Source organism: Bradyrhizobium sp. CB2312 (assembly GCF_029714425.1).
Taxonomy (GTDB): domain Bacteria; phylum Pseudomonadota; class Alphaproteobacteria; order Rhizobiales; family Xanthobacteraceae; genus Bradyrhizobium.
The window spans coordinates 8,065,592-8,090,411 of sequence record NZ_CP121668.1 but is presented as its reverse complement, the minus strand read 5'-3'; the positions used below and the strand labels follow the sequence as shown (position 1 = coordinate 8,090,411).

Here is a 24,820-nt window from a genome sequence, read left to right as displayed (position 1 = left end):
AATGGCGCTTGACGCCTATTTTGTTCGCGTGGCGCGTCGCCGCGGTTTCCATGTGTCGGACAACGCGTTGACCGCGGCTTCGAGCGCCTTCCGGTCGACGACGTTGGGATCGAACCGCTCCGGGTCCCAGAGGCGCATATGTTCGTGCTCTGGATGGGTGGGGTTGCCGATGGCTTCGAGGTATTCGGCATAACCCGGCGCACCGCCGACGTCTTCCGGAGGACAACGACCGGCTGCCTCGAGCAGGAGGGGCAGGCCCTCTGTCGTGGTGTTGTCGAACCATTTTTCAAGCTTGATCACATGGTCCCAGCTGTCGCCGAAGTCATAGAGATAATGGATCGTCTTGGCGCCGGTCTCGCGAACGACATCGCAAAGCCGCGCTTTGCTGGCATCCATGGGCTGGTGGCCGTAATCGTTGTGGGGATCAGGAATCCCCCAGCGGACCTCACCGGCGAAGAACTCGAAGAGGTGGCTATTCGTCCAACCAAATGCCTCCTGGAGGGTCAGATGTAGCCGATCAAGGCGCAAGGTGACGGGTACGACAAGGCGACGCATCACCTCCGGCTTCACATCCTTGAGGGTCACCTTGATCCGAACCGCGGTCGTGTTCAGGCTCATGCCGCCAGCCTCGGATCGTGAGCATGCATCGTGTACGTCGATGCCCAGGAAAGTAGTTCGTCCAGTCGCGCCATAGGCCAGCCATTGACGAGTTTCGCAAGAACGTCAGCGAGCCAGCGCTCGGCATTGACGCCATTGAGCTTACAGGTCTCGATTAACGAAGCCAGGACTGCCCAATTCTCGGCACCCTCGTCGCACCCGGCAAAAAGGGAGTTCTTCGCATTGAGCTTGATCGGCCGCATCGCACGCTCGACAGCATTCGTGTCCATCTCGATGCGCCCATCATCAAGGTAGAGCGTCAGCCCAGCCCAATGACGCAGTGCGTAACGCAAGGCCTTCGCCGTGTCGCTCTTCTGCGCGAGGTGATCAAGCTTGGCCTCAAACCACTGCTTCAAGGCTGCAGCCAGAGGTCGGGCATGCACTTGTCGCCCCGCGCGGCGCTCGGCAGCAGATCGGCCGCGGAGTGCCTTCTCGATCGCGTAAAGCTGGGCGATGCGCTCAAGGGCCTCGCGGGCAACCGGAGCTGGCGCAGGCGCAGCCTCGCGCTCGATCTTCACAAACTGGCGCCGCAGATGCGACCAGCAGAAGGTGAGCGTCCCGGACAGGGCGTCCGCACGCGTCTCTTGGGTCATGGTCTTGTAAGCCTGATAGCCGTCGCAATGGATGATGCCGCGATAGCCCTCGAGCAAGCGCAAGCCATGAACGGCCCCGCGGCCCGGTGCATAGGCATAAACCACCCCAGGCGGTTCAGGTCCGGCCCAGGGCCTGTCATCGCGTGATAACGCCCAGAAGTAGCCGGTTTTCGTCCTGCCGCGTCCCGGATCCAACACCGGTGCCGGGGTCTCATCGACACAGAGCTTCGAAGAGTCGAGCAGAAGCTGGCGCAAACGATGCCACAAGGGCTTCAATTCCTGGGCGGCATAGCCGACCCAGAAGGCGAGCGTGGAACGCTCCATGGCGATACCGTGCGTCGCCAGCATCTGCGCCTGGCGGTAAAGCGGCAAATGCCAATGATACTTGGCGTCGATCACATGCGCGACCAGCCGCTCGGTGGGCAATCCTCCCCTGATCACGCTCGGGAGCAGCGTGCTGGAGGACGACGCCGTGACAGGCGCGGCAGGCCAGCTTGGGCCGGCGGGTGACGATAGCGCGATACTGCGCCGGAACGACATCGAGCCTCTGGCTCTCATCGTGACCAATCTCGAAGAGGTCGCCCTTACAACACGGGCAACAGGTCTCGGCCGGCATCAGGGTTTCGACGATGTGCGGCAAATGCTCCGGCAACTGACCACGGTTGGCCCTGCGCGCGGCAGCTCTCTTCTCGCAAACTCTGGGATTGGCGCGATCCTCCGTTGCTTCGAGGGCCGCGACGGCCTCTTCGATGTCCTCCAGAACAAGCTGCAGCTGATCAACATCCAGCTTTTCCGAGGACCGACCGAACTGCGCATCCTTCGCAAGCTTGAGCAACCGCTCGAGCCTGGCGCAGCGATCCAGCAGAGCCGCGGCAAAGGCACGCAACTCGGCAGGATCGCAGGCAAATCACTCGCGGGCCCGAGTCTGCCATGCTTTGTGCTCCGATGCAGCGAAGATCTGAATCTTTACGCAAGTGCTTTCGGCTGCGGGATCCGAGGCGCGTGCATCCGCGTCCAATCCATGCCGGACAGAAGCGCGGACAGCTGGGCGGCATTCATTCGCATCGCGCCGGCCACGATGGGAGGCCATTTGAAGCCGCCGCCATCGAGCCGCTTCCAATACCTCACAAGGCAACTGCCATCCCAGACGACGATCTTCACCCGGTCAGCGCGCTTCGCACGGAACACCACCGCCACGCCCTTCATCGGATCATGGCCCAGCGTCTCCTTCGCCAAAAGCGCCAAGCCCTCCGTACGCATACGACGGAGGCCGCCTGATTGACGCATGCGCGCGAGCACGGCGAGTTCTACGATGGCGTTTCGTGAAGGTCAGGCGGCTTGCCGATCGGCGGACTTGCCGGCTTGGTGCAGGAGCTTCCATTCCCAGGGCAGCAGTTCGTGGAGCCTCGACGTGGGAAGATCGGCGATCCGGGCGAGGACGTCGGCGAGCCAGGCCTTGGGATCGACGTCGTTGAGGCGGCAGGTCGTGATCATCGTCAGCATGATGGCGGCGCGGTCGGCGCCTCGCTGGCTTCCGGCGAAGGTCCAGTTGCGCCTTCCCAAGGCAATGCCTCTCAATGCACGCTCAGCGCAATTGTTAAAGGGCATGATGTTTTCAGCGCTCAAACCCGGTGGAGAGGACTGGTCGTCCGGATTAGTCTGTCGAAGCCGGGATAGGGGCGCTGGAGCACGAAACGGTGGCAGGCCGCCATGACCATGAGCTGTGAGCTCGCTTTGTTACTTGGCCGCCCCCTACGACTTGCCCGGCTGCGCTGCGAGCGCGGATCCGTAGATGTCGTGCAAGCCACTGGCTCCTGAGACAAGGAGAACCAAGCATGCAAATCGTCGGCATGGACATCCACCGATCGTTCGCCCAGGTGGCGATCCTGGAGGACGGAACAATAATCAGACAGCTCCGCGTAGATCTCGTCCACGATCGGCTTGTCGCCTTTGCCAAGACACTCAGCCTCGAAGATGAGGTGGTCATCGAGGTGACGGGCAACAGCGCGGCTGTCGAACGTATTCTGCGCCCGCACGTTAAGCGCGTCGCGGTCGCCAATCCGAGGCTCGTTCGGGCGATTGCCTATGCGCGAGTCAAAACGGACAAGGTCGATGCTGGGACCCTGGCAAGGTTGCATGCTGCCGGCTTCTTGCCGGAGGTCTGGGTTGCTGACGAGGACACCTACAGCCGCCGGCGCCAGATGGCCGAGCGCGCTGGCGTCTTGGCGCAGATCATCCGGATTAAAGGACGCATGAAGGCTATCCTGCATGCCAACCTCATCCCGCCCTACAAAGGCTATCTCTTCGGCAAGCGCGGACAGCATTGGCTGGACAGTCTGCCTCTCCCATCGGAGGAGCGTGCAATGCTCTGGCGTCTGATCGTGGAACTCGAACGCGTGACGAAGCAACTGTCGGAGATCGACAAAGTCGTGGCCCAGCAGGCTCTGGACGATCCACGGGCTCTCAAGCTGATGACGATCCCCGGCGTGAGTTCGGTTGTCGCATCGAGTGTACTGGCCTCCATCGGCGACATCGCACGCTTCCCGTCGCCGGATAAGCTCAGCAGCTATTTCGGGTTGACTCCGCGGGTTCGGCAGTCAGGCGAGCACCCGGCACGGCATGGCCGGATCTCGAAGCAGGGCAACCGTGACGCCCGCAAGATGCTGGTTGAGGCGGCGTGGTCAGCCAAGACGGCGCCGGGTCCGTTGCGAGCATTCTTCAACCGAACGCAGAAAAAGCACGGGGCCGGGGTCGCAGCCGTCGCGACGGCGCGCAAGCTCGCAGTCATGATCTGGCACGTCCTGACGACCGGGAAGGACTACGCTTACGCGCGGCCAGCGTTCACGGCGATGAAACTCCGGAAGGTGGCTCTGAAGGCTGGGGCTCCCCGTGCCTACGGCAAGGCTGGCCCGGGCCGGGACTATTGGATCAAGGAAATCCGCGAACGGGAAGCTGGTTACGTCGCACGCGTCGAGCAGGCCTACGAACGCATGGTGGCTGCCTGGAAGGAAAAACCAAAAAAGTTGCCACGAACTGAAGGTAAGGACTTCTCAACACCATCCGTTGTCATGCAAAGCCGTCCGTCATCGAGGAAGCGGCTAAATGCATCCCACCGGCTGAGGCGGTAATTGATCGCCTTGCTCGTGTCGTTGTTCCTGGAGAGCTTGGCGCGCTGCTCGCGCAACCACGCCTCCAGCTCGATGATCAGAGGGCGGCTACGCTCCTGGCGCACACGCAAAGGCTCCTGCGCAGTAAAACCGTTGATCTCGCGCTCGATAGCGAACAGAACATCGATGCGCTTTACCGCCTCGGCCGCGATCGGCGCCTTGCTGAGCGCGCGAGATCAAAGAACTTGCGCCTGCCGTGCGCCCAGCACGCGGCCTCGATGATGGACCGCCCTTGCGATTGGCCTCGTAGAGCCTGCCGAAGCCGGCGTAGGCGTCGGCCTGCATCAGTCCGGCATAACCCGCCAGATGCTGCTCCGGATGCGCACCGCCACGATCGGGCGAGTAGAAGAAACCGCCGCCGGCGGATCTGGGCCGGCAAACGGACGGTCTGCCGGCCCGTCCGGGTCTTGCCCTTTGCCAAGACCGGCACCGTGGGGTGAGTAGGCCGGAGGGATTTCACCTCCAGCCTCTCGCAGAACCGGGCGTGAGACTCTCGCCTCACCCGGCTCCCATCAGGCAAGCTTGCCGCCATCGCCGAGTTGCCAATGCACAAAGAGCCTGCGGTTCTCACGCGCGATCCTCTCCAGAAAGAGACGCGCGCGTCCCAAACGGTGATGGAAGCGCTTGTACTTTCGCTTCAACCAGATTGCTAACGTCTGGTTGATGTAGCGCGCCAAAGGATAAAGCGCTGAGCGCGTGTATTGCCCATAGTAAGCGATCCACCCCCTAACCATAGGGTTTAGCTCGCGGGCAATTTCGTCCAACGTCACCTCGGTTCGCTTGCGAAGTTTCAAGCCTCGGATCGTCGCACGCATGGCGTTCAGCGCTGGTTTGCTGACCGCTGGCGTGAACCCGCAGAACATCTTCCGCGAATGCCGCCCCAGGACCGATCGCGGCCGGAAGCAATAACCGAGAAAGTCGAACATGACCCTCTCGCTCTTGCCTCGGCGTCGATCGTCCTTGCAGTAGACGATCCTCGTCTTCGTAGGATGCAATTCCAGATGGCACTCCGCCAGCCGAGCCTGGAGAGCTTCGCGAACGCTTTGCGCCTCCACCTCATTCCGACAATGCACCAACCCGTCATCCGCATACCGACACCACCTGAGATCGGGGAACGTCCGTGCCATCCAGAGATCAAATGCATAGTGCATGAAGAGGTTGGCGAGGATCGGGCTCACCACGCCCCCTTGTGGGGTGCCGCGGCTTCGCTCGATCGCTGTTCCATCCTCTTGCACCATCGGCGCTGTCAGCCATCGTTCGATGTAGAGCCGCGCCCATGCGCACGTTACATGTCTCCGGACGGCCCGTAACAAGAGCCCGTGGTCGATATTGTCAAACAATCCTTTGATGTCGAACTCTAGAACCCAATCGTACTTCCAGCACCGCTGTCGCGTGACCCCTACGGCATCGAGAGCCGATTTTCCGGGTCTGTAGCCATAGGAATCTGCTAGAAAGATTGCATCGAGAGCCGGCTCAATCAGTTGTTTAACAACGGTCTGTGCCACGCGGTCCGCTACGGTAGGCACCCCGAGGATCCTTTGGCCTCCACTCTTCTTTGGAATGGAGACGGCCCGAACAGGCGGCGGGAAGTAAGCGCCTGAGCTCATTCGATTCAAAATCTTGTAGAGATTTCCCTTCAAGTCGGACTCGAACTGCTCTGTCGCGCGGCGATCAGGATGGAAGGCAGCGTCAATCAAGGTGAGAGAGTTTCGCTGGGCTCGTGACGTAGGGAGGGCGTAGCCCGACCGGAGTTACGAGCCCAGGGTCGGCGCGATCCCGAGGAGGACCGCGCCGACTGGTGATCGCGGCCGGCGGGGTTATGCAAGTGGTTCTTCCGCCAAGAGGAATCACTCGCGTGCCCGGCCGACACATCACAGATCACCAGATGAGGCTCTACATGAAGTACCGTCAGACCGATAGCCCGCCAGTGGCGGCGGCCAAGGCATCATTCAGTGCGTCGACCGCCTATCGGATCGAGAGAGACCCCCGATTTCCATCGCAAAGGAAGGCGCCCCGCGGCCGGCGACGGCCGGACCCGCTGAGCGACGTGTTCGAGACCGAGATCGTCCCGATCTTGAAGGCGGCACCTGGCTTACGGCCGGTGGCGGTGTTCGAGGAGATGCTACGGCGTCATCCGGATCTCGGCAGCGGTATCCGTCGTACCCTGGAACGTCGGATCCGTGCATGGCGGGCGATCCACGGCGAGGAGCAGGAGGTGATCTTCCGCCAAACCCACGAGCCTGGCCAACTCGGCCTCTCCGACTTCACAGACATGGACGAGTTGGGTGTTACGATTGCGGGTGCACCGCTCGATCATCGTCTCTATCACTTCCGTTTGGCCTATTGCGGGTTCGAGCACGCCCATGTCGTGCTTGGCGGCGAGAGCTTTGTTGCCTTGGCCGAAGGCCTGCAGAATGCCCTCTGGTCGCTCGGTGGGGCGCCGCGGGAGCATCGGACCGACAGTCTGTCGGCCGCATTCTGCAATCTCGATCGTGATGCACGGGACGATCTGACGCAGCGATACGAGGCCCTTTGTGCCCATTACGGCATGCGGCCTTCCCGCAACAATCGAGGTGTTGCTCACGAGAATGGTTCGATCGAAGGGCCCCACGGTCATCTCAAGCGAGCAATCGCGGATGCCTTGCTGCTGCGCGGAACTGTCGACTTCGATGATCTTGCCACCTATCGCGGCTTCGTCGACGAGATCGTCAGCCGCCGTAATGCCCGCAACGCCAAGCGGATCGATAGCGAGCGCGTGGTGTTGCAGGAGCTGCCCGATCGGCGCACCTCCGACTACGAAGAGGTGATCGTCCGCGTGACATCGTCCGGCGGCTTCACCCTGCGCAAGGTGTTCTACACGGTGCCATCGCGCCTGATCGGTCACCGGCTGCGGGTGCGCCTTTACGATGATCGTCTCGACGTGTTCGTCGGCGGCACCCATCTCGTCACCCTGCCGCGTGGGCGGCCGCATCCCAATGGCAAGTACGACCAGGTCGTCGATTATCGGCACGTGATCCATTCCCTGCGGCGCAAGCCGATGGCGCTTCTCAATCTGGTCTACCGAGATCGGCTGTTCCCGCGCGATGCCTATCGGAAGACCTTCGATCGCTTGCGCGAACGCTTGCCGGACAAAAAAGCCTGCCGGATCATGGTCGATCTCCTCGCGCTCGCTCATGAACGCGGCTGCGAGACCGAACTCGCCGATCAGCTCTCCGCCGACCTCGAGGCCGGCCGACTGCCCGACCTCAACCGGCTACGTGCTCACTTCGCCCCCGATCCCGCCAACCTGCCGAACGTCGTGGTGCAGCTCGTGCCGCTTGCGACCTACGAATGCCTCATCGGTACCGCCGAGACCGGAGGTGCCGCATGAGCGTAACGAACACGGTGGATGCCGCGCGCCTCAATCTGTTGCTCAATGAGCTCCGGCTGCCTGCCATCAAGGTGCTGTGGGCGCAATTTGCCGAACAGTCCGACAAGGAAGGCTGGCCGGCCGGCCGCTTCCTCGCGACCATCGCCGAGCACGAGATCGCCGAACGCGGCCGCCGTCGGATCGAACGACACCTTGTCGAAGCACGTTTGCCCGCCGGAAAGACCTTCGACAGCTTCGACTTCGAAGCCGTGCCGATGATCTCGAAGGCGCAGGTGATGGCGCTCGCCGCCGGTGACAGCTGGCTGGGCAAGGGCGCCAATTTGCTGTTGTTCGGCCCGCCCGGCGGCGGAAAGAGCCACTTGGCGGCAGCGATTGGCCTGGCCCTCATCGAGAACGGATGGCGCGTCCTCTTCACCCGGACCACCGATCTCGTGCAGAAGCTCCAGCTAGCGCGACGCGAGCTTAACCTCGAGGCGGCCATCAATCGTCTCGATCGCTTCGATCTCCTGATTCTTGATGATCTCGCTTACGTCACCAAGGATCAGGCCGAGACCAGCGTGCTGTTCGAGCTCATCAGTGCACGCTACGAGCGCCGCTCGATGCTGATCACCGCCAATCAGCCATTCGGCGAATGGAACAGGGTCTTCCCGGATCCCGCCATGACCCTCGCCGCTATCGATCGCCTCGTTCACCACGCCACCATCGTCGAGATGAACGTCGAGAGCTATCGCAGACGGACCGCCCTCGAACGAAAACGCGGTCCAGGACGGCCGCCATCGCACGCGACACCTAAAACCGTGGCTGATTGACGCTGCGACAATCAGAGTTCAACAAAACTCTTGCGCGCGACAATCATCGCGGCAATCATCATCAGGCCGCGACACTGCCTCGCCATCCTGATCGCCGCGCACTTCCTACCCAGATTGCCGCGCTACAATGTACAGCCTGATCGTCACGGCAAAAATGAACGGCATCGACCCGCAGGTGTGGCTGGCCGATGTCCTTGCTCGCATCGCCACCCACCCGGCTCATCGCCTGGACGAGCTCCTGCCCTGGAATTGGACACCGGCATCAACACTCTCCGCTCAAGCAGCATGACCACGCACGTCAACAAGGTCCATCACGTCACCACCCTCGCCAAGGTCGCCAAAGATCTCGGCGAAGATGAAGATTGGCTGTGGGACATCGCCAACGAGATGGAGATCGAAGATGGCGTCATCTGGGTCTATGGCGTCGGAGAAGACGGCGTCCAGGCGTTCACCGACTTCGGCATCGACAACCTGATCGAACTCATCAAGTTCTACAAAGAAAACCCTGAACTGCTCAGGCGGTGACGCTGCGGCCTACGCCGAACGGTACGATGTAAGTGCAGTATAAGCACGTTCTGCGGGACTTCGACCTATTGCAACCGCTGCGTGGGCTCTCATTAAGATAAGTCTTGTCGGCCCTATCGGAGGCACACGCTCTCAGTAACCTCCCATTCTTCTCAAGACTCGCTCTGCGTTGTCGATTGGTGTCTCGTCCCAAAGCGAGCCGACCGAGGAGAGGTCTGTCATGCAACATTGGGCGGCATAGCGAGGCGAACGTGAAATATGGCATTCAAAACATGTCCTCCGTGGCTCTTGCGCGTGCAAAAGTCTTTCGCGACCAAAGCGGCTCATATGCGCAAAAGGAAAGAAGATGGTCTTGCGCCACGCACCTCCCTGTCTTCGTCATGATCGGCGCGATGCCGTTCACCAGTTGCGCCAGACAGGCAACTCCTACCCAATCGGCGTGATTCAGAAGGGAAATGCAGGCGCCGCCGAAGGCGAGCGCGTCCTCCATTGTATAGATTTCCTCAAGGATGGGGGGCACTAGCCAGCGGTCTACCGCCGGGGTAGCCTCGTTGCGCGTTCGATACCAGACGTTCCATTCGTCGAAGCTGAGCATAAGACGCTTTTTTTGGAGCGCCGCGTGGCCGCAGCCGCATCAGCTAGGACGACGACCTCATCAGTAAAGCAGTCCTCACGTCGGTGCTCGCGAGAAACGAGGCGATGTCCTGACTGTAATTCCCGAGTTAAGTATGGATTGAAATTTAGTCGACGTAATCGAAGCTGTGTTCGAGGACCGTTTCTTCCCATTGGCCAAAACTAGGTATGTTGCGCAACGATGAACCGCACCGTCTGCGCTCCGATGGCCGGGCTCGTAGATGCCACCATAGATGCATCGGCCCCGATGTTCGACGAAAGCACCAAACAGACGAGAGTTCGTGTGACCAATGGTGAAGTCGCGATCGATGAGAACTGTGGCTTTCCTGATGTTCTTCTCGGCTGGCCTGCGGCTGATGACAGTTACGACGTGGCCTGCTGCTCTGCGAAAGGAGCGAATGAAAATGCGTGCCGACACGGGAGAGAACTCCATGAAGCCGATCCGCATCTATTGTGGCATTTGCGCAGTACGAGCCTTCGGCAGCGGCGTCGTAGAGATACCGGAAAGGGCCTACAAAGAAGTGGGATATCGACGATCCGCATCGAGCAGGGCAGCGAGTTGTCTCGCGCAATCTTGACTGAGGGCGAGAGCGCGGCGTTATGCTTGGTTTGCCTGCCCGGCAAGCCAAACGATGATGCGTTCATCCAGGCTTTCAACGGCCGCTTCCGGGCGGAATCTCAGCGACGATCGGTGCCTCCGCCTTGCAGACGCACAGAAAAGGGCGGAGATTTGGCGCAAACACTACAACAAAAAAGCCCCTAGAGAGCAATCGGCAACAAATCGCCAATTTTACGGCAAAACCACGTGGCCCAGCCAGCCCGCTAGCACGTTCAGAGTCGTTAGCATCCTCAAGAAAGTCATTCCCCGTGATCTGCCCGACCGTATGCGCAACAGCATCGATTACGCAACCTTCTGACACACAGCGGCTTGCTAGGGCTATGTTGCAAGCCCGCCGACGCAAAACCCTGGCATTCCCGCCAGGGTTTTGCATGGTCATTGATATTTTGGCAGAGTAGATCAGAAGTCCATACCGCCCATACCGGCGCCTGGAGGCATTGCTGGACCAGCCGCGGCCTTCTTCGGCAGCTCGGCAACCATCGCTTCCGTCGTGATCAGGAGAGCGGCCACCGAGGAGGCGTTCTGGACCGCGATGCGCACGACCTTGGTCGGGTCAATGATGCCCTTGGAGACAAGGTTGCTATACTCGCCTGTCTGCGCATCGAAGCCATAAGAGTACTGCTCGTTGTCCAGGACTTTGCCGACCACGATCGAACCGTCTTCACCGGCGTTGATTGCAATCTGGCGGGCCGGCCAGGACAGTGCCTTGCGCACGATCTCGACGCCGGTCTTCTGATCGTCGTTCTTGGTGCGCAGGCCCTTGAGCTGCTCGGAAGCGCGGAGCAGGGCGACGCCGCCGCCCGGCAGGATGCCTTCCTCGACAGCCGCACGGGTCGCATGCATTGCGTCATCAACGCGATCCTTGCGCTCCTTCACCTCAACCTCGGTCGCGCCTCCGACGCGGATCACCGCGACGCCGCCCGCGAGCTTGGCAAGTCGCTCCTGGAGCTTCTCACGGTCGTAGTCCGAGGTTGTCTCCGCGATCTGCGCCTTGATCTGGGCCACGCGCGCCTCGATGTCGGCCTTCTTGCCGGCGCCGTTGACGATCGTGGTGTTCTCCTTGTCGATCATCACCTTCTTGGCGTGACCGAGCATGTTGAGCGTGACGTTCTCGAGCTTGATGCCGAGGTCTTCCGAGATCGCCTGGCCGCCGGTCAGGATCGCGATGTCCTGCAGCATGGCCTTGCGGCGATCGCCGAAGCCCGGAGCCTTGACGGCCGCGACCTTCAGGCCACCACGCAGGCGATTCACGACCAGGGTCGCGAGCGCTTCGCCCTCGACGTCCTCGGCGACGATGACCAGCGGCTTACCACTCTGCACCACGGCCTCGAGCAGCGGCAGCAGTTCGTTCAGCGAGGAGAGCTTCTTCTCGTTGATGAGGATGTAGGCGTCATCCATCTCGACGCGCATCTTGTCGGCGTTGGTCACGAAGTAGGGCGAGATGTAGCCGCGGTCGAACTGCATGCCCTCGACGACGTCGAGTTCGGTCTCGAGCGACTTGGCCTCTTCGACCGTGATCACGCCTTCGTTGCCGACCTTCTTCACGGCGTCGGCGAGGAACTTGCCGATCTCCTGGTCGCCGTTGGCCGAAATGGTGCCGACCTGGGCGATCTCCTCGTTCGAGGTGACCTTCTTGGAGTTCTTCTGGAGGTCCGCAACGACGGCTTCGACCGCGAGGTCGATACCGCGTTTTAGGTCCATCGGGTTCATACCGGCGGCAACTGACTTGGCGCCTTCGCGGACTATCGCGGCGGCCAGGACGGTCGCAGTGGTGGTGCCGTCGCCGGCAGCATCCGCCGCCTTCGAAGCGACCTCGCGCACCATCTGGGCGCCCATGTTCTCGAACTTGTCGTCGAGTTCGATGTCCTTGGCGACGGCAACGCCGTCCTTGGTGATGCGAGGCGCGCCGAACGACTTGTCGAGCACGACGTTGCGGCCCTTCGGACCAAGCGTGACCTGCACGGCATTGGCGAGGATGTCGACGCCGCGCAGCATGCGGTCCCGCGCGTCTACTCCGAATTTGACTTCTTTGGCTGACATTAAGAATTCCCTCAGTTCTTATTTTCTCACCCTTCAGCGCGCCTAAGTGGGCGCTCTTCAGGGAGTGAGCTGTGCGAGCGCTGGGTTAGGCGGCTTTCTTGTTGGAAAACACATCTGTGAGAACGCCCATGATGTCGCTCTCCTTCATGATCAACAGCTCCTCGCTATTGATCTTGACTTCGGTACCCGACCATTTGCCGAACAGCACGCGGTCTCCGACCTCGATGTCGATCGGAATCAGCTTGCCGGTCTCATCGCGGCCGCCCGGGCCAATTGCAATGACTTCGCCCTGCGAGGGTTTCTCCTTGGCTGTGTCGGGAATGATGATGCCACCAGCGGTCTTCTCATCAGCGTCGATGCGCTTGACTACGACGCGGTCGTGAAGCGGACGGAATTTCATACAAGACTCCTGAGCGTTTTGAACAAGTTGCAGATAGTCACATTGTGACAAGTCCAATTATAGCAAGGGTCAGGCCAATAATGAGCTGAACTACCCATGCCTGCAGCTTTTCCTTGGCTGTGTCGGGAATGATAACGGCGCAAGCGGTATTCTTATCGGCGTCGGTGCGCTTGACCACGACGCGGTCGCGAAGCGGACGAAAATTCATACAGGTCTCCTGAGCTCAAGTTGGTGATAGTCACATTGTGACAAGCCAAATTACAGCAAGAGTCAGGCCAAAAATGAGCTGAACGATCCGTGCCTGCAGGTCTGCTGATCCGTTGGCGGGGCTGCGCGTGTCTTTGTCCGGAAGCAGACGCGCTTAGATACACGGCCGACAAGCTGTTGCGGAAATGACATTGCTTTCGCCGAAACACCGGTTGAGCCCAGGGTTTCTCACGGCCCTTACACCGATCGAAGCGTCGCGTATTTCCACGGCGTTTGCGGCAGGTTGCGAATGGCTGCTAGCTAATGGCGCGTTCGACGGTGGTGGCGTCGAGCTCAATGCGGGCGCCGGTGGGAAGCGTTCGAGATGGCGCGCCGACAGACGGCATAGCGGATCGCCTCGGCCAGCTTTGATTTGCCGGAGATCCGCAGCAAGGTCTCCTGCCAGAAGTCGAAGAGATCCGCGACGACCGCCGTGCAGTGTTTTGCTTGCGCGCAGCAACCCGTCGTCGTCCCTTGACCTCGTATGGTATTCCGAAGATCAGGTGATTCCACTGGGTGGTTCACACGTTGCGTCAGCCAATCCGAGATGGCAGCGGTCGGTCTGGCACATCTTGCCTGTCGCAACCGGGATCGAGCTGGTTGGCTATTCCTGCGCACGAGAGATGAGTCTGGCGGGCACGCTTTGAGCCGACGACTTACACTAGTACGAAGCCGATCTTTCTGCCGCTCCGAAAGACGGGCCGGAGAAGACGATCTAGTGTCCTGAGTCACAAGTTCGCAATCATAGATTCGCGGTAGATTCGCGTCGCTGTGCCAAGGATGGAGGCAAACAGCGACGGAGTCTGCAATGGCGGTCCAGCAACTTGCTCCCCTGATATTGAGCGATGATGAGCATGCCGAACTGACGTCGCTGACGATGCGGCGGAAGACGGCGCAGGCGCTGGCTCTGAGAGCCCGGATCGTGCTGACCTGTGCGGAAGGTGGTCAGAACACGGAAGTGGCGGCCAAGCTGGGGCTGGACCGGCAGACCGTAGGTAAGTGGCGACGGCGTTTTATGGAGCAGCGCGTCGCTGGGCTGCACGACGAGCCGCGCTCCGGCGCACCGCGCACGATTGACGATGCCCGTATCGAAGCCGTGATCGTGAGGACGTTGGAGAGTTGCCCCGAGAACGCCACTCATTGGAGCTCCCGCGACATGGCCAGGACCAGCGGCCTATCGGTATCGACGGTACAACGCATCTGGCGGGCCTTCGGGCTGCAGCCGCACCGGATGGAGACGTTCAAGCTCTCGACCGACCCGAACTTCGTGGCCAAGGTACGCGATGTCGTGGGCCTCTACGTCTCACCACCGGAGCACGCCATCGTTCTGTGTGTGGATGAGAAGTCCCAAATCCAGGCGCTGGACCGCAGCCAGCCGATGCTGCCGATGCGTCCCGGCCAGGCGGCCCGAAGGAGCCATGACTACAAAAGGCATGGCACCACATCGCTGTTCGCCGCTCTCGATATTGCGACCGGACGCGTCATTGGCAAGTGCTACGGGCGCCACCGCACCGCCGAGTTCCGCAAGTTCCTTGACGAGATCGAGGCTGCCGTACCGCGCGAACTCGACGTCCATCTCGTCATGGACAATTACGTCACGCACAAGACCCCAATGATCCGGAGATGGTTGGCCAAAAGGCCGCGTTGGCACGTGCACCTGACCCCGACCAGTTCGTCATGGCTCAACCAAGTCGAGCGCTTCTTCGCGCTCCTCACCGATAAGAAGATCAGGCGCGGCGTCTATCGCAGCGTAGCCGCCCTCAGGGCCGACATCGCCTCGTTCATCGAACGACACAACGCCGATCCAAAACCGTTCCGATGGACCAAATCCGCCGATGATATCCTTGCTTCCATCGAGCGCTTCTGCCGATACAATGCCCCGGCAGAACACGACGCGATGGTGCGAACTTCTGGTTCAGGACACTAGCTCGCAGTTCGCTCGTCTCCCGATAGAGGGTCAATTTGGATTGCAGGGCAGTCGCTGCAGGCCCCCAAATGGCTGTCATAATTCAAGGGAACCGACAGGTATATGAATCATATACATTGATATGCGTTGTGCCGGCGCGTTTGGCGTGTGATTGCGGCGTCAAAGACGAAATTCAACCGATCACCGCGCCCAATGGAAAAAGCACCCGTGTCGTCTATCGAAGTACACCAGCACATTGTTTCACTTCTTCAGAAGCCGAATCCCGTCATCCTGGATATCGGCTGTAATGATGGGTCCGATACGCAACAGTTTCTAAACCTCTGCCCGCGAGCTCAGCTCTACTGCTTTGAGCCGGACCCCAGAGCGATCGCGCGCTTCAAGAAGAAGCTGGGGCCATCCCTCAATAGGGTGAAGCTGCTTGAAATCGCGATTAGTGATCGAAACGGGATGATCGACTTCCATCCAAGCAATGCAGATGGTGATGCGAAGGAATGGGACCTCTCCGGCTCAATACGCCGCCCGAAGAATCATCTTACTGAATATGATTGGGTTCGGTTCGATCGCCCTGTCTCGGTTGAAACGCGGCGGCTGGACGATTGGTGCAGCGAAGCCAAGCTGAATATGATCGATTTCATCTGGATGGATGTCCAGGGAGCCGAAGCCGATGTTATCGCCGGCGGCATGCAGACCTTGAGCAACACGCGCTTCGTATACACGGAATATAGCGACCGCGAGCTCTACGAAGGGCAGTTGTCGCTGCAAGCTATTCTTGACCTATTGCCATCATTCGAGGTGGCGTCCCACTATCCCCGCGCGGTGGAGGGTGATGCATTGCTCAAAAATACGCGATTCTAGTGACGAGTCTTGGAGCGCCTCATTCATCGCTGAAAGACCTGACCATCGCGCTTAGGCGCCCAAAGCTGCACAACGGGTGATCTTTGAGCGGATATCGATGGCCGACGGGCACTCCGGTTTCCGGGTTGCATTACAGACCCGGCGCACGAGGTCCACATCGGGCGGGTGGTGGATTTCTAACACTGCCAACCGGCGCTCGAAGCATTGAATGGTCTGAGCGGCTGCCGCATGGCCTTGTCCTCGAGGAGCTGGTGCACTGCTTCGAACAAATGCCAAACAATTGCATCGGTTCTCATAACTCCTTGAGCTGAGCGGATTTCAGCACGCGCGTGGCGTCGCTGTTGTTGTGTCAATGGGAAAGCGAGCTGAAGGATGTGTTCATTCCAGAATAACTTGCCGCGAGAGTCCAGCATCACTGCGGAGGCCGATACGTTTTCCGGCAAGGGGTCCTGGGTTGCAGCGCAGAAAGGCGGCGATCAACAGCGGCCGATTTCGCGCCGGATCGGATCAGGATCGTCATCGCAATCGCGGTTACTTGGCTGCTCATTTGCCGCAGGCAGACCTGATCATCGAATCTGCGAGCACGCTCTGCCTGTGGGCTGCAGCGCGATGACGAAGATCGGGGCAGGACGTCAGTAAACGCCGCGACGTATTTCCGGCGCAATGGCGCGAAGTTTTTCCTAGCGGCGCGCGCGATCACCCACAATTCCAGATCGGCCCGATCGGCGTCCGCGTCCAGCACGGTCCGAAACTGCCTCCATTGTAGCGGCCGCCGCAGAAGCCGGGTTGGCCGAAATAGTGCCACTCGCCGTCCCAACCGTAATACTGAGGAACCGGGTCAATATACCAGCGTCGGTCGACGCGCGAGAACCGGCGCATCAAGTCCTTCTGCTTGGAGAGCGGAATGCTGTTGCTCGGCGGTGGGCGATAGCCGGGCAGGAAGCCGTAGCCTTGCCAGACCGGCTTGGGTCCCCTTTTTATTAATTGGCGCAGCGTTCGCGACGACCGGCAGCAGCGGCAGGATGATAGTAGCAGTTAGACACAAAAGGCGAGACATGGATCGACGATAGTCGCTCGGTTGCGCGAAGGCCATTCAAATTTGGGTGCAGAGTGTCACGTGATCACGAAGAGAAGTGCTCTCTTATCACGTCCTTCCTGATCAGAAAGCACGCGTATCCCTGCTGTCACCCACCGCACGACGTCGAATCCGTAGCGCGAGAAATCCGCACGCGAGAGCTTACCGGGACAGATGGGACGGCCGACCGAGCGGTCGATTCCGGGCAGCACCGTGCGCTGGTAGTCCATCATCACGCGCAGGGATCGACGAGATCGTCGCGCGGATGGAGCGTTAAGATGACGCGGACGGTCCTCTCCATAACTCATGCGCGTCAGCTAAATCAGGCGCTCCGCGCAGAGCCGCGGCGGCGATGCGGGTGGCCGGGTGGTTGGCGTTGACGGCCACGAGGTCGCGGCCATGGACCATGGATGGGAGAGGCCAGAGCAACGCGGGCGCTAAGATCGGATCAATCGATTTCAGTATGTGACGAACTATCCTCCCAATCGATCGCTTACGTTTGTCTCTCTCCCTAAACCCTTCGCAATCATCAAGCACCGCGGACCAGAGCGCGACAAGCGGTCATTCATCGACGCAAAAAAAAAGCGCCCGGCCTCATGTCGATGGCCGGGCGGAAGTTAGTCGTCGACAGAGGGAGCGCTGCCGACGATGATTTGCGGCAAAACGTTCGCCGCAAATTCTAATCACGGAATGATCAATGGTCGCAGAAACCTGGCTTCATTCCTTCTTTTCAAAAAACGCCGACTATTGGCGGAATGTGGCTCAACACTGGCTCGCACAGCTGGAAGGAGGTATTGTCCGTTGTCCTGAGGATCGTCAAAGTCATGCTGATTACGTGAGTGGCGCTGAACATAGTTGATCCGCGGCTGTTCGCATGCCATCAACGTGCCGGCCGAAGAGCGTAGCGCCCCACCATCGCCGATGTCTGGGAAGAAGTACCTTGTTATCGCATGCGAGCACTCGGAGCGCGTTAGAGCAATTCGTAGGCAGTGATTGGCGCACCAGAGTCCCCCTCTGCCGTATACACATCGACCGCACTAATATCTTCGTCTCACCGACGTCGGCGGCAAACAGCGGCCCAGTCGGCTTGCCGGCCATCCCCGTCAGCTACTTCAAAATGGTACAACGTGACGCTACGTGCGATTCAAGGTCTTTTGAGCTGACCCGCATAAAGCTCAAGCCGCCGACCTCTCGCCGATAGCAAGTGATCCGCGACCGGTCGACATGCGTCCCGCATACCGTTTCGGATGGGCATATGCACGTGAGCGCTCCAGACACATTGCACGTCATATGGGCATGTCGTGTGTTCGTCTTGTCCAGAAGATCGCGTGCGTTGGCGATCACGAATCGTCTGGTCATCATTTCGAGCTTGTCGGCTTCCGACTGGCATCACCCGTGTTGAAAGGTCGCGCGCCTGGCAGCCGTCCGTTCTCCTGGCGCAACCGAGTGCTCTCCGGTCGCCGACGTTCGTCCTGCGAATTCTCTCCTTCTCAAAACACCAGACATTCGCCAGATCACCTGTTATCGGGAATACGACAGTGCAATCGCACAAGCGCATAGGAACGCGCATTGCGGCCGCTAGCATAACTCCTGCACCGCGCCGTGACGCGACGCCAGCGAGCCGGATCATTCGCCGCAGCAAGATGGCGGCGACGTGAGGTGATATGCGATTCAAACGTCCTCGTTGTGTTGCCGGAACAGCCGCAATCGTTGCAAGCGCCGCCGCTCATTCGGCCGATTGTGGAGCCACAGTAAAGGCGCCCGCAGCAATATAGAGCTGGACCGGCGGATACGTTGGGGCGCTACTTTGGCGGGGGGGGACGGCCGGACATCGTTCGCTGACCCCTATAGTCCTTCAATCTATGGTGACGTCGACACCCCAGTGTTCGTGGTCGGAGGTCAGATCAAACGTTGCCGTTGCGCTACGTCATTCCATTCGGTTCAGGTTTGGGCTCTCAGGGAAGCCCAAGGAATTAAGCGCGAAGTTCAACTCGGCGCACAACTCACCGAGAAAAAGAACAATGCGTTTCTTAATTAGCTCAGCGGGTGCCTACCCAGATGGAGTATTCGATACCGCCAATGGCACGAAGGAGACGCCAGCAAATATCTAGCGGTCGACGGATCGGAACCTCGTCAACGAACTCGGTCTGCGCGACTAGGTGCCGCGACGCTGGATAAGCTCCAGGAGTCGTGTCCGGGGGGCGTGGTGGCGCTCCACCACGTAGGCGAGGCCAATGTCGGCGGACCAGGATTCGGGCATCGGCCTCTTACGCGAGGAGAGCGAACGGCTGCGCATGGAGTGCGACATCAAAAAAAGTCGGACTCGGAAGCTTTGTGAGTTGAACCGCGAGCCGTTGCGCTGTTGCATGTGGATCGTGCTCGACACGCCAGTGATAGAGGCGGGTGTGTAGAGACCTATGAAGAGGCGCTCGTTATGTTTGCGACTGCGAGGGGAGGCTTGCTCCACGGATATGAAGTGGTGTTTTTGAGAAGAGCCTGACTGCAAGGCTCTCTGTCTCTCTCTCTACTCTTCCTTTGAAGAAGGCCGCCAGGCCGCTAGGTTCTGTAGCTGCAGACAGCATGATATCGCAGATGCGGCAATCAGTTGCTGGGAGGGGTGCGGAACGTGGATGAACCACTTCATGGAAATCCCGGCTGTGCTGCACTTCCGAGCAGGAGTCGGCCGGCGCTCTGGAGGGTTCCCTCGTTTAAAGCTGCGTGCTGGGCAACCACGAAGCTGTCGCACATCGCTCGCGCCAGATTGCTGGTTGTGTAGAGCGACGCGCTTCCAGCGAGAACGCTCGCAATGTTGCAGACCTCAGCGCTTTGCCGCGCGGCATTTGTGGCGGCGAGTCGCATCAGGGTCGCGGTGCTCTGGTTTACCGCATCCTCTAGCGCTTCCTTCCACAGCTCCTCGGTGGCCTCATAGAAGAAGGCACGGGCGGAACGCAGCATGGATTCGGCTCTGGCCATCTCCAGTTGGACATAGCCGCGGTCTGCCATCACGGGCGCTCCTGTGATTGAGGCGCGGCTTCCGGCCATCGCGACCACCTCGTCTAGCGCGGAGCGCGCAATACCGATGCCGACGATCGCATGCGCCTGGGCAGCAAAAGTCACGGACGGATAACGATAGATCGGCGCGTCGAGTGTCGGCGGACCGCCGCGGATCAAGGTCCATTCCTCCGGCACAATGACATCGTTGACAACGACGTCGTGGCTGCCGGTGCCTTGCAGACCGATGACGTCCCAATTGGGGCGGATTGTCACTTTCTCGGCCGGCATCACCGCTACACGCGCAAGGCCACCGGTCGGATCGTCTTCCAGAGTGATGCCGACGCCTATCAGATCCGCGCCCGGTGAGCCGCTGGCGAATGGCCATACGCCGTTCACGACAAACCCGTCGCTGCTTCGCCTGGCGGGCTGGAGCGGGAAAAGCGCGCCTGCCAACACCACGTCAGGTCCATTCGCGTATACCTTGTGAAGCGTGTCCTCCGGAAGAGCAGCGAGGTAGCGAGCCCCATCGCCGAAGCTGGCGACCCAACCGGCGGAGCCGTCGGCTTCGGAAATGCGCTCGATCAGGTGACAAAAATCGGCCGGTGTTCGCTCCTCGCCGCCGAATCGCTTGGCGACCAAAGCTCGATAGACGCCAACGCGCTTGAAGCCGTCGATGATCTCGTCTGGAATCTTCTGCGCTCGGTCGAATTCGTTTCGACGCGCGCGGATATCAACCAGTAGCGGCGACAGATTATCCCAGGTCGCAGCCGTAGCGTCGGTTACTGGAGTGATCGTCTCTGGTGGAGCGTTCATAAAGCTGTCCTCGGTGTTTTGAGCCGATCGCTGCCGCACTTCATTGATTTCGATTGCGCGCGCACGGCGAAGCCGGTCGGATTGATACCCAGTCGGCAGGGACGGTCGAAACTGTCGTAGTTGATATTGACCGTGATGCGATTACTGACGGTTGCCAGTCCAAACTACCCCCCGAACGCATTGACTCAAAGAAAAGGTGTTGGAGGCCGGCAAGACTGACATAGATATGGCTGTCATTGCCGTCGTTGAGGCTGAGCCGGCAAAGCAACTGATATGCGGCGTCGAGAATCGATCCACCTCTGCTGCATTATGTCTCCGACGGCTGACGACAGCGCTGGTTTTGCCATGTGTCCTCCAACGGAGATTTGTCACACTTGCGCCCGGCCGGGTCGAACCACGTTGTGAATTCCTGACCTGGCAACCGCGAGGTCGACGATGCCCTGCGGCTCTTTTGCATGTCCCCAGCAATCGACGTGCCATCAATCATGGTCTGCCGGCCGTGTCTGAATCGAGCGAGATCACTTGGCTCGTGCCGCCGCGCCGGGAGGTTGTTCGCGCCTTCGTGTCTGATTCCAGGCACAACGCGTCATCGACCGGACACGGCGGAAGGAGAACGACTGAAGTGGACCTCGACTGCGAACCAGTCGGGCTCGGCTTGCCTGCTGGAGTTTCAGGCCCGCTCCGATCTCCAGACATTACCAACAGCGCAATTTACCGTGCTCGCGACTGTGGGTGAGCTGTTGGTTGGATGTGGACATCACACGGCAGGTATTCAACAAACGTGACGGCGGCGTCGGGGAGTTTCGGATGAGCGCCCATAGCGATCTACAGTCGGTTGCAGATGCGATTGGCAACGGGCGCGCCAAGGTCGGAATAGGCGCATCTGGATCGCGGTGGAGAGCCTCTACAGAATGGACGGCGACTTCGCGCCCCTTAAAGAAGATCTGGTCGCAGTCGCGGAGTGCTAAGAGGCGTTCCTGTCGTGGACGCGGCTTATGCCACTGGCGTTTACGGCGAGCAGGGACGGGGGACTCAGCGCGTCCTACGAAGGGCGCGGAGATCTGGTGGTGGTCCACACCTGCGGCAAGGTGCTGGGCGCGGCAGGCGCGCTTGTCACTGCTTCCGGCGTCTTGCGCAACTTCATGGTCGATCGGTGCCGTCCATTCATTTTCGCCAAGGCGCCATCACCCCTTCTGGCTGTCGCGGTGGAGAAGCACTCCAGATCCTGCAGGAGGAGCCTGAACGGCAGCAGCGCCTGATCGATCTGGTCGATTTTACACAAGTCAGCTCGTTGCGCGCGGGCGACCGAGCCGTTCGAACGGATTGTTCCTGACGTCGTGGGCGTCCACGGCCGCGAGATGCTCGACTCTGCATCACAGCCGAGAGTTTGATATCCGCGACACGCGGCCCCAACAGTGATTGTGGGAACGGCAGGGTTGCGGATCTCGCTGACGCTTAACGTCGGGCAGGTTGATGTATCCTATGTGATCGATGCGTTTGGTCGAAGAGTTTAGGGGGAGGTGCACTGACGGCGCGAGCCGCCCTCATCAGGCTGATGTCCGTATCGGCAAACGATCCTCAAAGCTGTACGTCGGCGCGCGAAGATGCGCCTTTCCGATGCGCACCTCGGAAATACGAATGACAAGACCGGTCTGCGCAGGGCCCGGAACGCTCTTTCGATGACACGTCAAGGCGCGCGTGCATAGCTGACCGCCAGGCTTGACGAACTGAGGCGAGGACAAAAAGAGTGTTCACCGCTTGAGCCTATGGTCGCAATTGTCGTACGCGCGACAAGTTTCTCTTTATGCTGGTCCGAGGTACAGGCCAAGACAGATGCGACGAGGCTGCTTGTCCGACACGCGATCTCCCAAATGGCTGATGCAGGAGAGACTGTCCGATGCCGGCGCGAATAGCAGTTTTCTTTACATCGGTCGGCTGGGCAGTCGTCGTGGTCGCAATTCCGCTCTTTTTGATCTTCGGACCTGCTGAGCCTGGTGATCATAGCAGGACTATAATTGGCTTGCCGGGTCGCGGGTGAGAGCCTGCCGGAATTGTCACGTGTTCCGTTGGGCCGAGAGCCCAGACCCGCATGCCTCGCACCGCGATCTGGCGCTTGCACCGCCTCTGTTGGTCTAGCGCATTAACGTGCAGGCATGAATACTGTCGCCCGCGGTATGAGTGCTTCCTGGTGCTGGCCTCGCGTTGCCAATATGAGCACGTAGAATGCAAGGAGAATTACGAGGCCGCGCATACCAAGGATCTTCCCGAAGCTGTGACAATTGTGGAGCGGTTGTAGTCGGTGCATTTGAGGAAGCCGATGCACGAGTGAATTACTGGAATTCGACCGAAGCTCTGCAACAGGCGGCAAACGATAGCAGGCCGCCGAGGGTGCCAGCGTCAGCTCAGCAACTCGACCTTGCCGGTGTCGAGCCGATACAGGCCCCCGACGACCTTTAGTCTGTTCTGCTCAACTGCCGCGTTCAGAATCGGCCCCGTCGATTTTAGTTTGTTGACGTTATCGATTACATTTTGTCGGGTTGCTTCGGCGAACGTGTCACGGGTTTGCTGGCGAGATCCTTTTACCGCAGGCGCAAGCGCAGCAACGAGGGATGAAATGCGCCCCGGCGGCGGCTTATCGTCGTGGAGCGACTTGATCGTGGCGTCTATCGCACCGCAATGATCGTGGCCAAGTACCAGGATCAGCGGCGTGTTCAGCACGGCCACCGCATATTCCATACTGGCGAGCGTGTCATCGTTGACGAAGTTACCGGCTAGGCGGCAGACAAACAGATCACCAAGTCCGCTGCCGAAGACAAGTTCAGGCGCCACGCGAGAATCGGCGCAGCTCAGAACCGCGGCATATGGATTTTGCCCATCCACCAAAACCTCACGCTCGCGCTTGAAATCGTCGCGTCGTGATACGCCCTGGACATAGCGATCGTTCCCTTCCATTAGCCGCTTCAGGGCAGCCTCCGGCGAGATCAGGTTATTCGGCTTGGGCGGCGCTTTTGCTTCCTTTGCATCGACAATGTTGTTGCCAACCCGTAGGCAAACCGCCGAAAAAGCGAACAGCAACAGCGAGCGGCGCGACGGCGCGATCTTGGTCAGATAGGTCAGAGAACAGCCTGCCTTCATGCATCTCACCTCATCGCGCGGCTTTACGCCACCCGGTGGCTTCGGCTTCCGCTTCGCTGCAGAGCCAGCGTTCACCGGGCTTCGTCATGTCGATTTGTTCGTAACTGAGTTGCCCGGGCAGGTGATAAATGCGCTCGCCATCGCGGCCCATAGTGCCTTTTATCACACACTCGGAGGAGGGCGGGTCCGATAGCAGCGCGGATCCGAGCAGGAGCGCCTGAGCGTCGACGGGAACCGAGCTCGCGCCGATGATGATCGTCCCCTTATGGCGGCGACGCCAGTCCCAGGGGGCGATGAACGCCCCCGACCACAGCCCCGCGCAGGTTTTGCTCGCCACAACTTCATAGATGACGTACGGCCCCGACGAGAGTGCCCAACCGGAGCGTACCATCCAGGCGTTCACGTCCTCGCCTTCTATGAAGCAACTGCCGCGTGACCTGCCGTATTCATCACCTCCTGTGGTATGACAATCCCACGTTCGTCCGTTCGAATGCTTGATCAGCTCGTCGCGAGCAGCTAGGCCGCAAGCCCATTTCCGACCGTGGGCGTCGAGGCAAATCTGGTCAGTTTCCGGAGCTTCGATGCCTGAGAGCCGAAGCTTGGATCGCTCGATCTCGATCGTATTGGCGTCGAGGATGCGCGGAGGACCGCGGAGCTTCGCTGCGCAGACCGGAGATGTGATGACAGCGAACAATGCAACCATCATTACGCGGTGTTTCATCCCGACAAAAACCTCTCGCTCTTGATTCATGTTCACGCGCGATCCGGCGCTGCCGCATTCGACTGCTTAAACGCTTGTCCATTATTCGGCCGCATCTTTCGACGCTTGATCTATGAAAGCGTGGCCTTCATTTCCACGCTACGACCTGACGCTGCGTGAGGTTCAAGCGATTTCTTCCGGTGTGCGTGTCGCGGTATCCGTAGCCTCGTCGGTCTCTGTGTCGGGGCGCGTACTGCACCCT

At 60.0% G+C, this 24,820-nt stretch carries 17 protein-coding genes and 8 pseudogenes; 8 read left to right on the top strand and 17 right to left on the bottom strand.

Going from position 1 to position 24,820, the window contains the following annotated elements; genetic code table 11:
* Positions 1-15: 15 nt before the first annotated feature.
* The 4 genes and pseudogenes from QA642_RS39090 to QA642_RS39075 all read right to left on the bottom strand — a co-directional run.
* The gene (locus QA642_RS39090) at positions 16-618 is read right to left on the bottom strand and encodes a plasmid pRiA4b ORF-3 family protein (RefSeq protein ID WP_283081639.1); all 603 of its coding nucleotides are present in this window, start codon (positions 616-618) and stop codon (positions 16-18) included.
* Positions 615-2,136 (bottom strand): annotated as a pseudogene (locus tag QA642_RS39085) (IS66 family transposase). Before QA642_RS39085 ends, QA642_RS39090 begins: the two are co-directional and overlap by 4 nt.
* A gap of 80 nt (positions 2,137-2,216) precedes the next feature.
* The gene (tnpB, locus tag QA642_RS39080) at positions 2,217-2,486 is read right to left on the bottom strand and encodes an IS66 family insertion sequence element accessory protein TnpB (RefSeq protein ID WP_283081638.1); all 270 of its coding nucleotides are present in this window, start codon (positions 2,484-2,486) and stop codon (positions 2,217-2,219) included.
* Positions 2,487-2,579: 93 nt separating this feature from the next.
* Positions 2,580-2,849, bottom strand: a pseudogene (locus QA642_RS39075) (transposase domain-containing protein); the annotation flags it as partial.
* Positions 2,850-3,100: 251 nt separating this feature from the next.
* On the opposite strand from QA642_RS39075, the pseudogene QA642_RS39070 reads away from it, so the two are divergent.
* Positions 3,101-4,273 (top strand): annotated as a pseudogene (locus tag QA642_RS39070) (IS110 family transposase); the annotation flags it as partial.
* A gap of 17 nt (positions 4,274-4,290) precedes the next feature.
* Here the strand turns inward: QA642_RS39070 and QA642_RS39065 are convergent.
* Both QA642_RS39065 and ltrA read right to left on the bottom strand, forming a co-directional pair.
* Positions 4,291-4,850 (bottom strand): annotated as a pseudogene (locus QA642_RS39065) (transposase); the annotation flags it as partial.
* 79 nt (positions 4,851-4,929) lie between these two features.
* A complete protein-coding gene (gene ltrA, locus QA642_RS39060; protein ID WP_283081637.1) occupies positions 4,930-6,114 on the bottom strand; it encodes a group II intron reverse transcriptase/maturase in 1,185 nt (394 codons plus the stop codon).
* Between the two features lie 122 nt (positions 6,115-6,236).
* Between ltrA and istA the strand changes: the two genes are divergently transcribed.
* From istA to QA642_RS39040, 4 genes and pseudogenes are all read left to right on the top strand, one after another.
* Positions 6,237-7,787: an IS21 family transposase gene (gene istA / locus QA642_RS39055; protein WP_283081636.1), complete on the top strand. Its 1,551-nt coding sequence runs from the start codon at positions 6,237-6,239 to the stop codon at positions 7,785-7,787.
* Positions 7,784-8,596: an IS21-like element helper ATPase IstB gene (gene istB, locus QA642_RS39050; RefSeq protein ID WP_208764263.1), complete on the top strand. Its 813-nt coding sequence runs from the start codon at positions 7,784-7,786 to the stop codon at positions 8,594-8,596. The genes istA and istB overlap by 4 nt, the downstream gene beginning before the upstream one ends.
* Positions 8,597-8,717: 121 nt before the next feature.
* A pseudogene (locus QA642_RS39045) lies at positions 8,718-8,885 on the top strand (transposase domain-containing protein); the annotation flags it as partial.
* On the top strand, positions 8,882-9,121 hold the full coding sequence (locus QA642_RS39040; RefSeq protein ID WP_283081635.1) for a hypothetical protein: 240 nt from the start codon (positions 8,882-8,884) through the stop codon (positions 9,119-9,121). The pseudogene QA642_RS39045 and the gene QA642_RS39040, both read left to right, overlap by 4 nt.
* A 265-nt stretch (positions 9,122-9,386) precedes the next feature.
* Here the strand turns inward: QA642_RS39040 and QA642_RS39035 are convergent, their stop codons facing one another.
* On the bottom strand, positions 9,387-9,716 hold the full coding sequence (locus QA642_RS39035; RefSeq protein WP_283081634.1) for an alpha-L-arabinofuranosidase C-terminal domain-containing protein: 330 nt from the start codon (positions 9,714-9,716) through the stop codon (positions 9,387-9,389).
* Between the two features lie 219 nt (positions 9,717-9,935).
* Between QA642_RS39035 and QA642_RS39030 the strand changes: the two genes are divergently transcribed.
* Positions 9,936-10,517, top strand: coding sequence for a hypothetical protein (locus QA642_RS39030; RefSeq protein ID WP_283081633.1), 582 nt, complete (start codon positions 9,936-9,938; stop codon positions 10,515-10,517).
* A 255-nt stretch (positions 10,518-10,772) separates the two neighbouring features.
* Here QA642_RS39030 and groL read toward each other — a convergent pair whose 3' ends face one another.
* From groL to QA642_RS39010, 4 genes and pseudogenes are all read right to left on the bottom strand, one after another.
* A complete protein-coding gene (gene groL, locus QA642_RS39025) occupies positions 10,773-12,413 on the bottom strand; it encodes a chaperonin GroEL (protein ID WP_092219351.1) in 1,641 nt (546 codons plus the stop codon).
* A gap of 85 nt (positions 12,414-12,498) precedes the next feature.
* Positions 12,499-12,813, bottom strand: coding sequence for a co-chaperone GroES (locus QA642_RS39020; protein ID WP_027562730.1), 315 nt, complete (start codon positions 12,811-12,813; stop codon positions 12,499-12,501).
* Between the two features lie 106 nt (positions 12,814-12,919).
* Positions 12,920-13,021 (bottom strand): annotated as a pseudogene (locus tag QA642_RS39015) (co-chaperone GroES); the annotation flags it as partial.
* A gap of 295 nt (positions 13,022-13,316) precedes the next feature.
* Positions 13,317-13,491 (bottom strand): annotated as a pseudogene (locus tag QA642_RS39010) (IS66 family transposase); the annotation flags it as partial.
* A gap of 376 nt (positions 13,492-13,867) precedes the next feature.
* Between QA642_RS39010 and QA642_RS39005 the strand changes: the two are divergent.
* The gene (locus QA642_RS39005) at positions 13,868-14,986 is read left to right on the top strand and encodes an IS630 family transposase (protein WP_283081632.1); all 1,119 of its coding nucleotides are present in this window, start codon (positions 13,868-13,870) and stop codon (positions 14,984-14,986) included.
* Between the two features lie 207 nt (positions 14,987-15,193).
* Positions 15,194-15,841, top strand: a complete 648-nt coding sequence (locus tag QA642_RS39000; RefSeq protein WP_283087067.1) for an FkbM family methyltransferase — start codon at positions 15,194-15,196, stop codon at positions 15,839-15,841.
* Positions 15,842-16,253: 412 nt separating this feature from the next.
* Here QA642_RS39000 and QA642_RS38995 read toward each other — a convergent pair whose 3' ends face one another.
* The 6 genes and pseudogenes from QA642_RS38995 to QA642_RS38970 form a co-directional block, all read right to left on the bottom strand.
* On the bottom strand, positions 16,254-16,583 hold the full coding sequence (locus QA642_RS38995; protein WP_283087156.1) for a hypothetical protein: 330 nt from the start codon (positions 16,581-16,583) through the stop codon (positions 16,254-16,256).
* Positions 16,538-16,934 (bottom strand): annotated as a pseudogene (locus QA642_RS38990) (hypothetical protein). Before QA642_RS38990 ends, QA642_RS38995 begins: the two are co-directional and overlap by 46 nt.
* Positions 16,935-16,954: 20 nt before the next feature.
* Positions 16,955-17,149, bottom strand: coding sequence for a hypothetical protein (locus QA642_RS38985; RefSeq protein WP_283081631.1), 195 nt, complete (start codon positions 17,147-17,149; stop codon positions 16,955-16,957).
* A 2,407-nt stretch (positions 17,150-19,556) separates the two neighbouring features.
* On the bottom strand, positions 19,557-20,723 hold the full coding sequence (locus QA642_RS38980; RefSeq protein ID WP_283081630.1) for an acyl-CoA dehydrogenase family protein: 1,167 nt from the start codon (positions 20,721-20,723) through the stop codon (positions 19,557-19,559).
* Between the two features lie 2,397 nt (positions 20,724-23,120).
* Positions 23,121-23,858: a carbonic anhydrase gene (locus QA642_RS38975; protein ID WP_271608526.1), complete on the bottom strand. Its 738-nt coding sequence runs from the start codon at positions 23,856-23,858 to the stop codon at positions 23,121-23,123.
* Between the two features lie 10 nt (positions 23,859-23,868).
* On the bottom strand, positions 23,869-24,609 hold the full coding sequence (locus tag QA642_RS38970) for a thermonuclease family protein (protein ID WP_271608636.1): 741 nt from the start codon (positions 24,607-24,609) through the stop codon (positions 23,869-23,871).
* Between the last annotated feature and the right edge of the window lie 211 nt (positions 24,610-24,820).

Bases quoted from the DNA above. Each gene is read 5' to 3' on its own strand.
- istB (WP_208764263.1), top strand. From the start codon at position 7,784: ATGAGCGTAACGAACACGGTGGATGCCGCGCGCCTCAATCTGTTGCTC.
- istA (WP_283081636.1), top strand. From the start codon at position 6,237: ATGCAAGTGGTTCTTCCGCCAAGAGGAATCACTCGCGTGCCCGGCCGA.
- QA642_RS38970 (WP_271608636.1), bottom strand. From the start codon at position 24,609: ATGAATCAAGAGCGAGAGGTTTTTGTCGGGATGAAACACCGCGTAATG.
- QA642_RS39020 (WP_027562730.1), bottom strand. From the start codon at position 12,813: ATGAAATTCCGTCCGCTTCACGACCGCGTCGTAGTCAAGCGCATCGAC.
- groL (WP_092219351.1), bottom strand. From the start codon at position 12,413: ATGTCAGCCAAAGAAGTCAAATTCGGAGTAGACGCGCGGGACCGCATG.
- QA642_RS39090 (WP_283081639.1), bottom strand. From the start codon at position 618: ATGAGCCTGAACACGACCGCGGTTCGGATCAAGGTGACCCTCAAGGAT.
- QA642_RS38975 (WP_271608526.1), bottom strand. From the start codon at position 23,858: ATGAAGGCAGGCTGTTCTCTGACCTATCTGACCAAGATCGCGCCGTCG.
- QA642_RS38980 (WP_283081630.1), bottom strand. From the start codon at position 20,723: ATGAACGCTCCACCAGAGACGATCACTCCAGTAACCGACGCTACGGCT.
- QA642_RS38985 (WP_283081631.1), bottom strand. From the start codon at position 17,149: ATGATGGACTACCAGCGCACGGTGCTGCCCGGAATCGACCGCTCGGTC.
- QA642_RS39035 (WP_283081634.1), bottom strand. From the start codon at position 9,716: ATGCTCAGCTTCGACGAATGGAACGTCTGGTATCGAACGCGCAACGAG.
- QA642_RS39005 (WP_283081632.1), top strand. From the start codon at position 13,868: ATGGCGGTCCAGCAACTTGCTCCCCTGATATTGAGCGATGATGAGCAT.
- QA642_RS39040 (WP_283081635.1), top strand. From the start codon at position 8,882: ATGACCACGCACGTCAACAAGGTCCATCACGTCACCACCCTCGCCAAG.
- QA642_RS39030 (WP_283081633.1), top strand. From the start codon at position 9,936: ATGAACCGCACCGTCTGCGCTCCGATGGCCGGGCTCGTAGATGCCACC.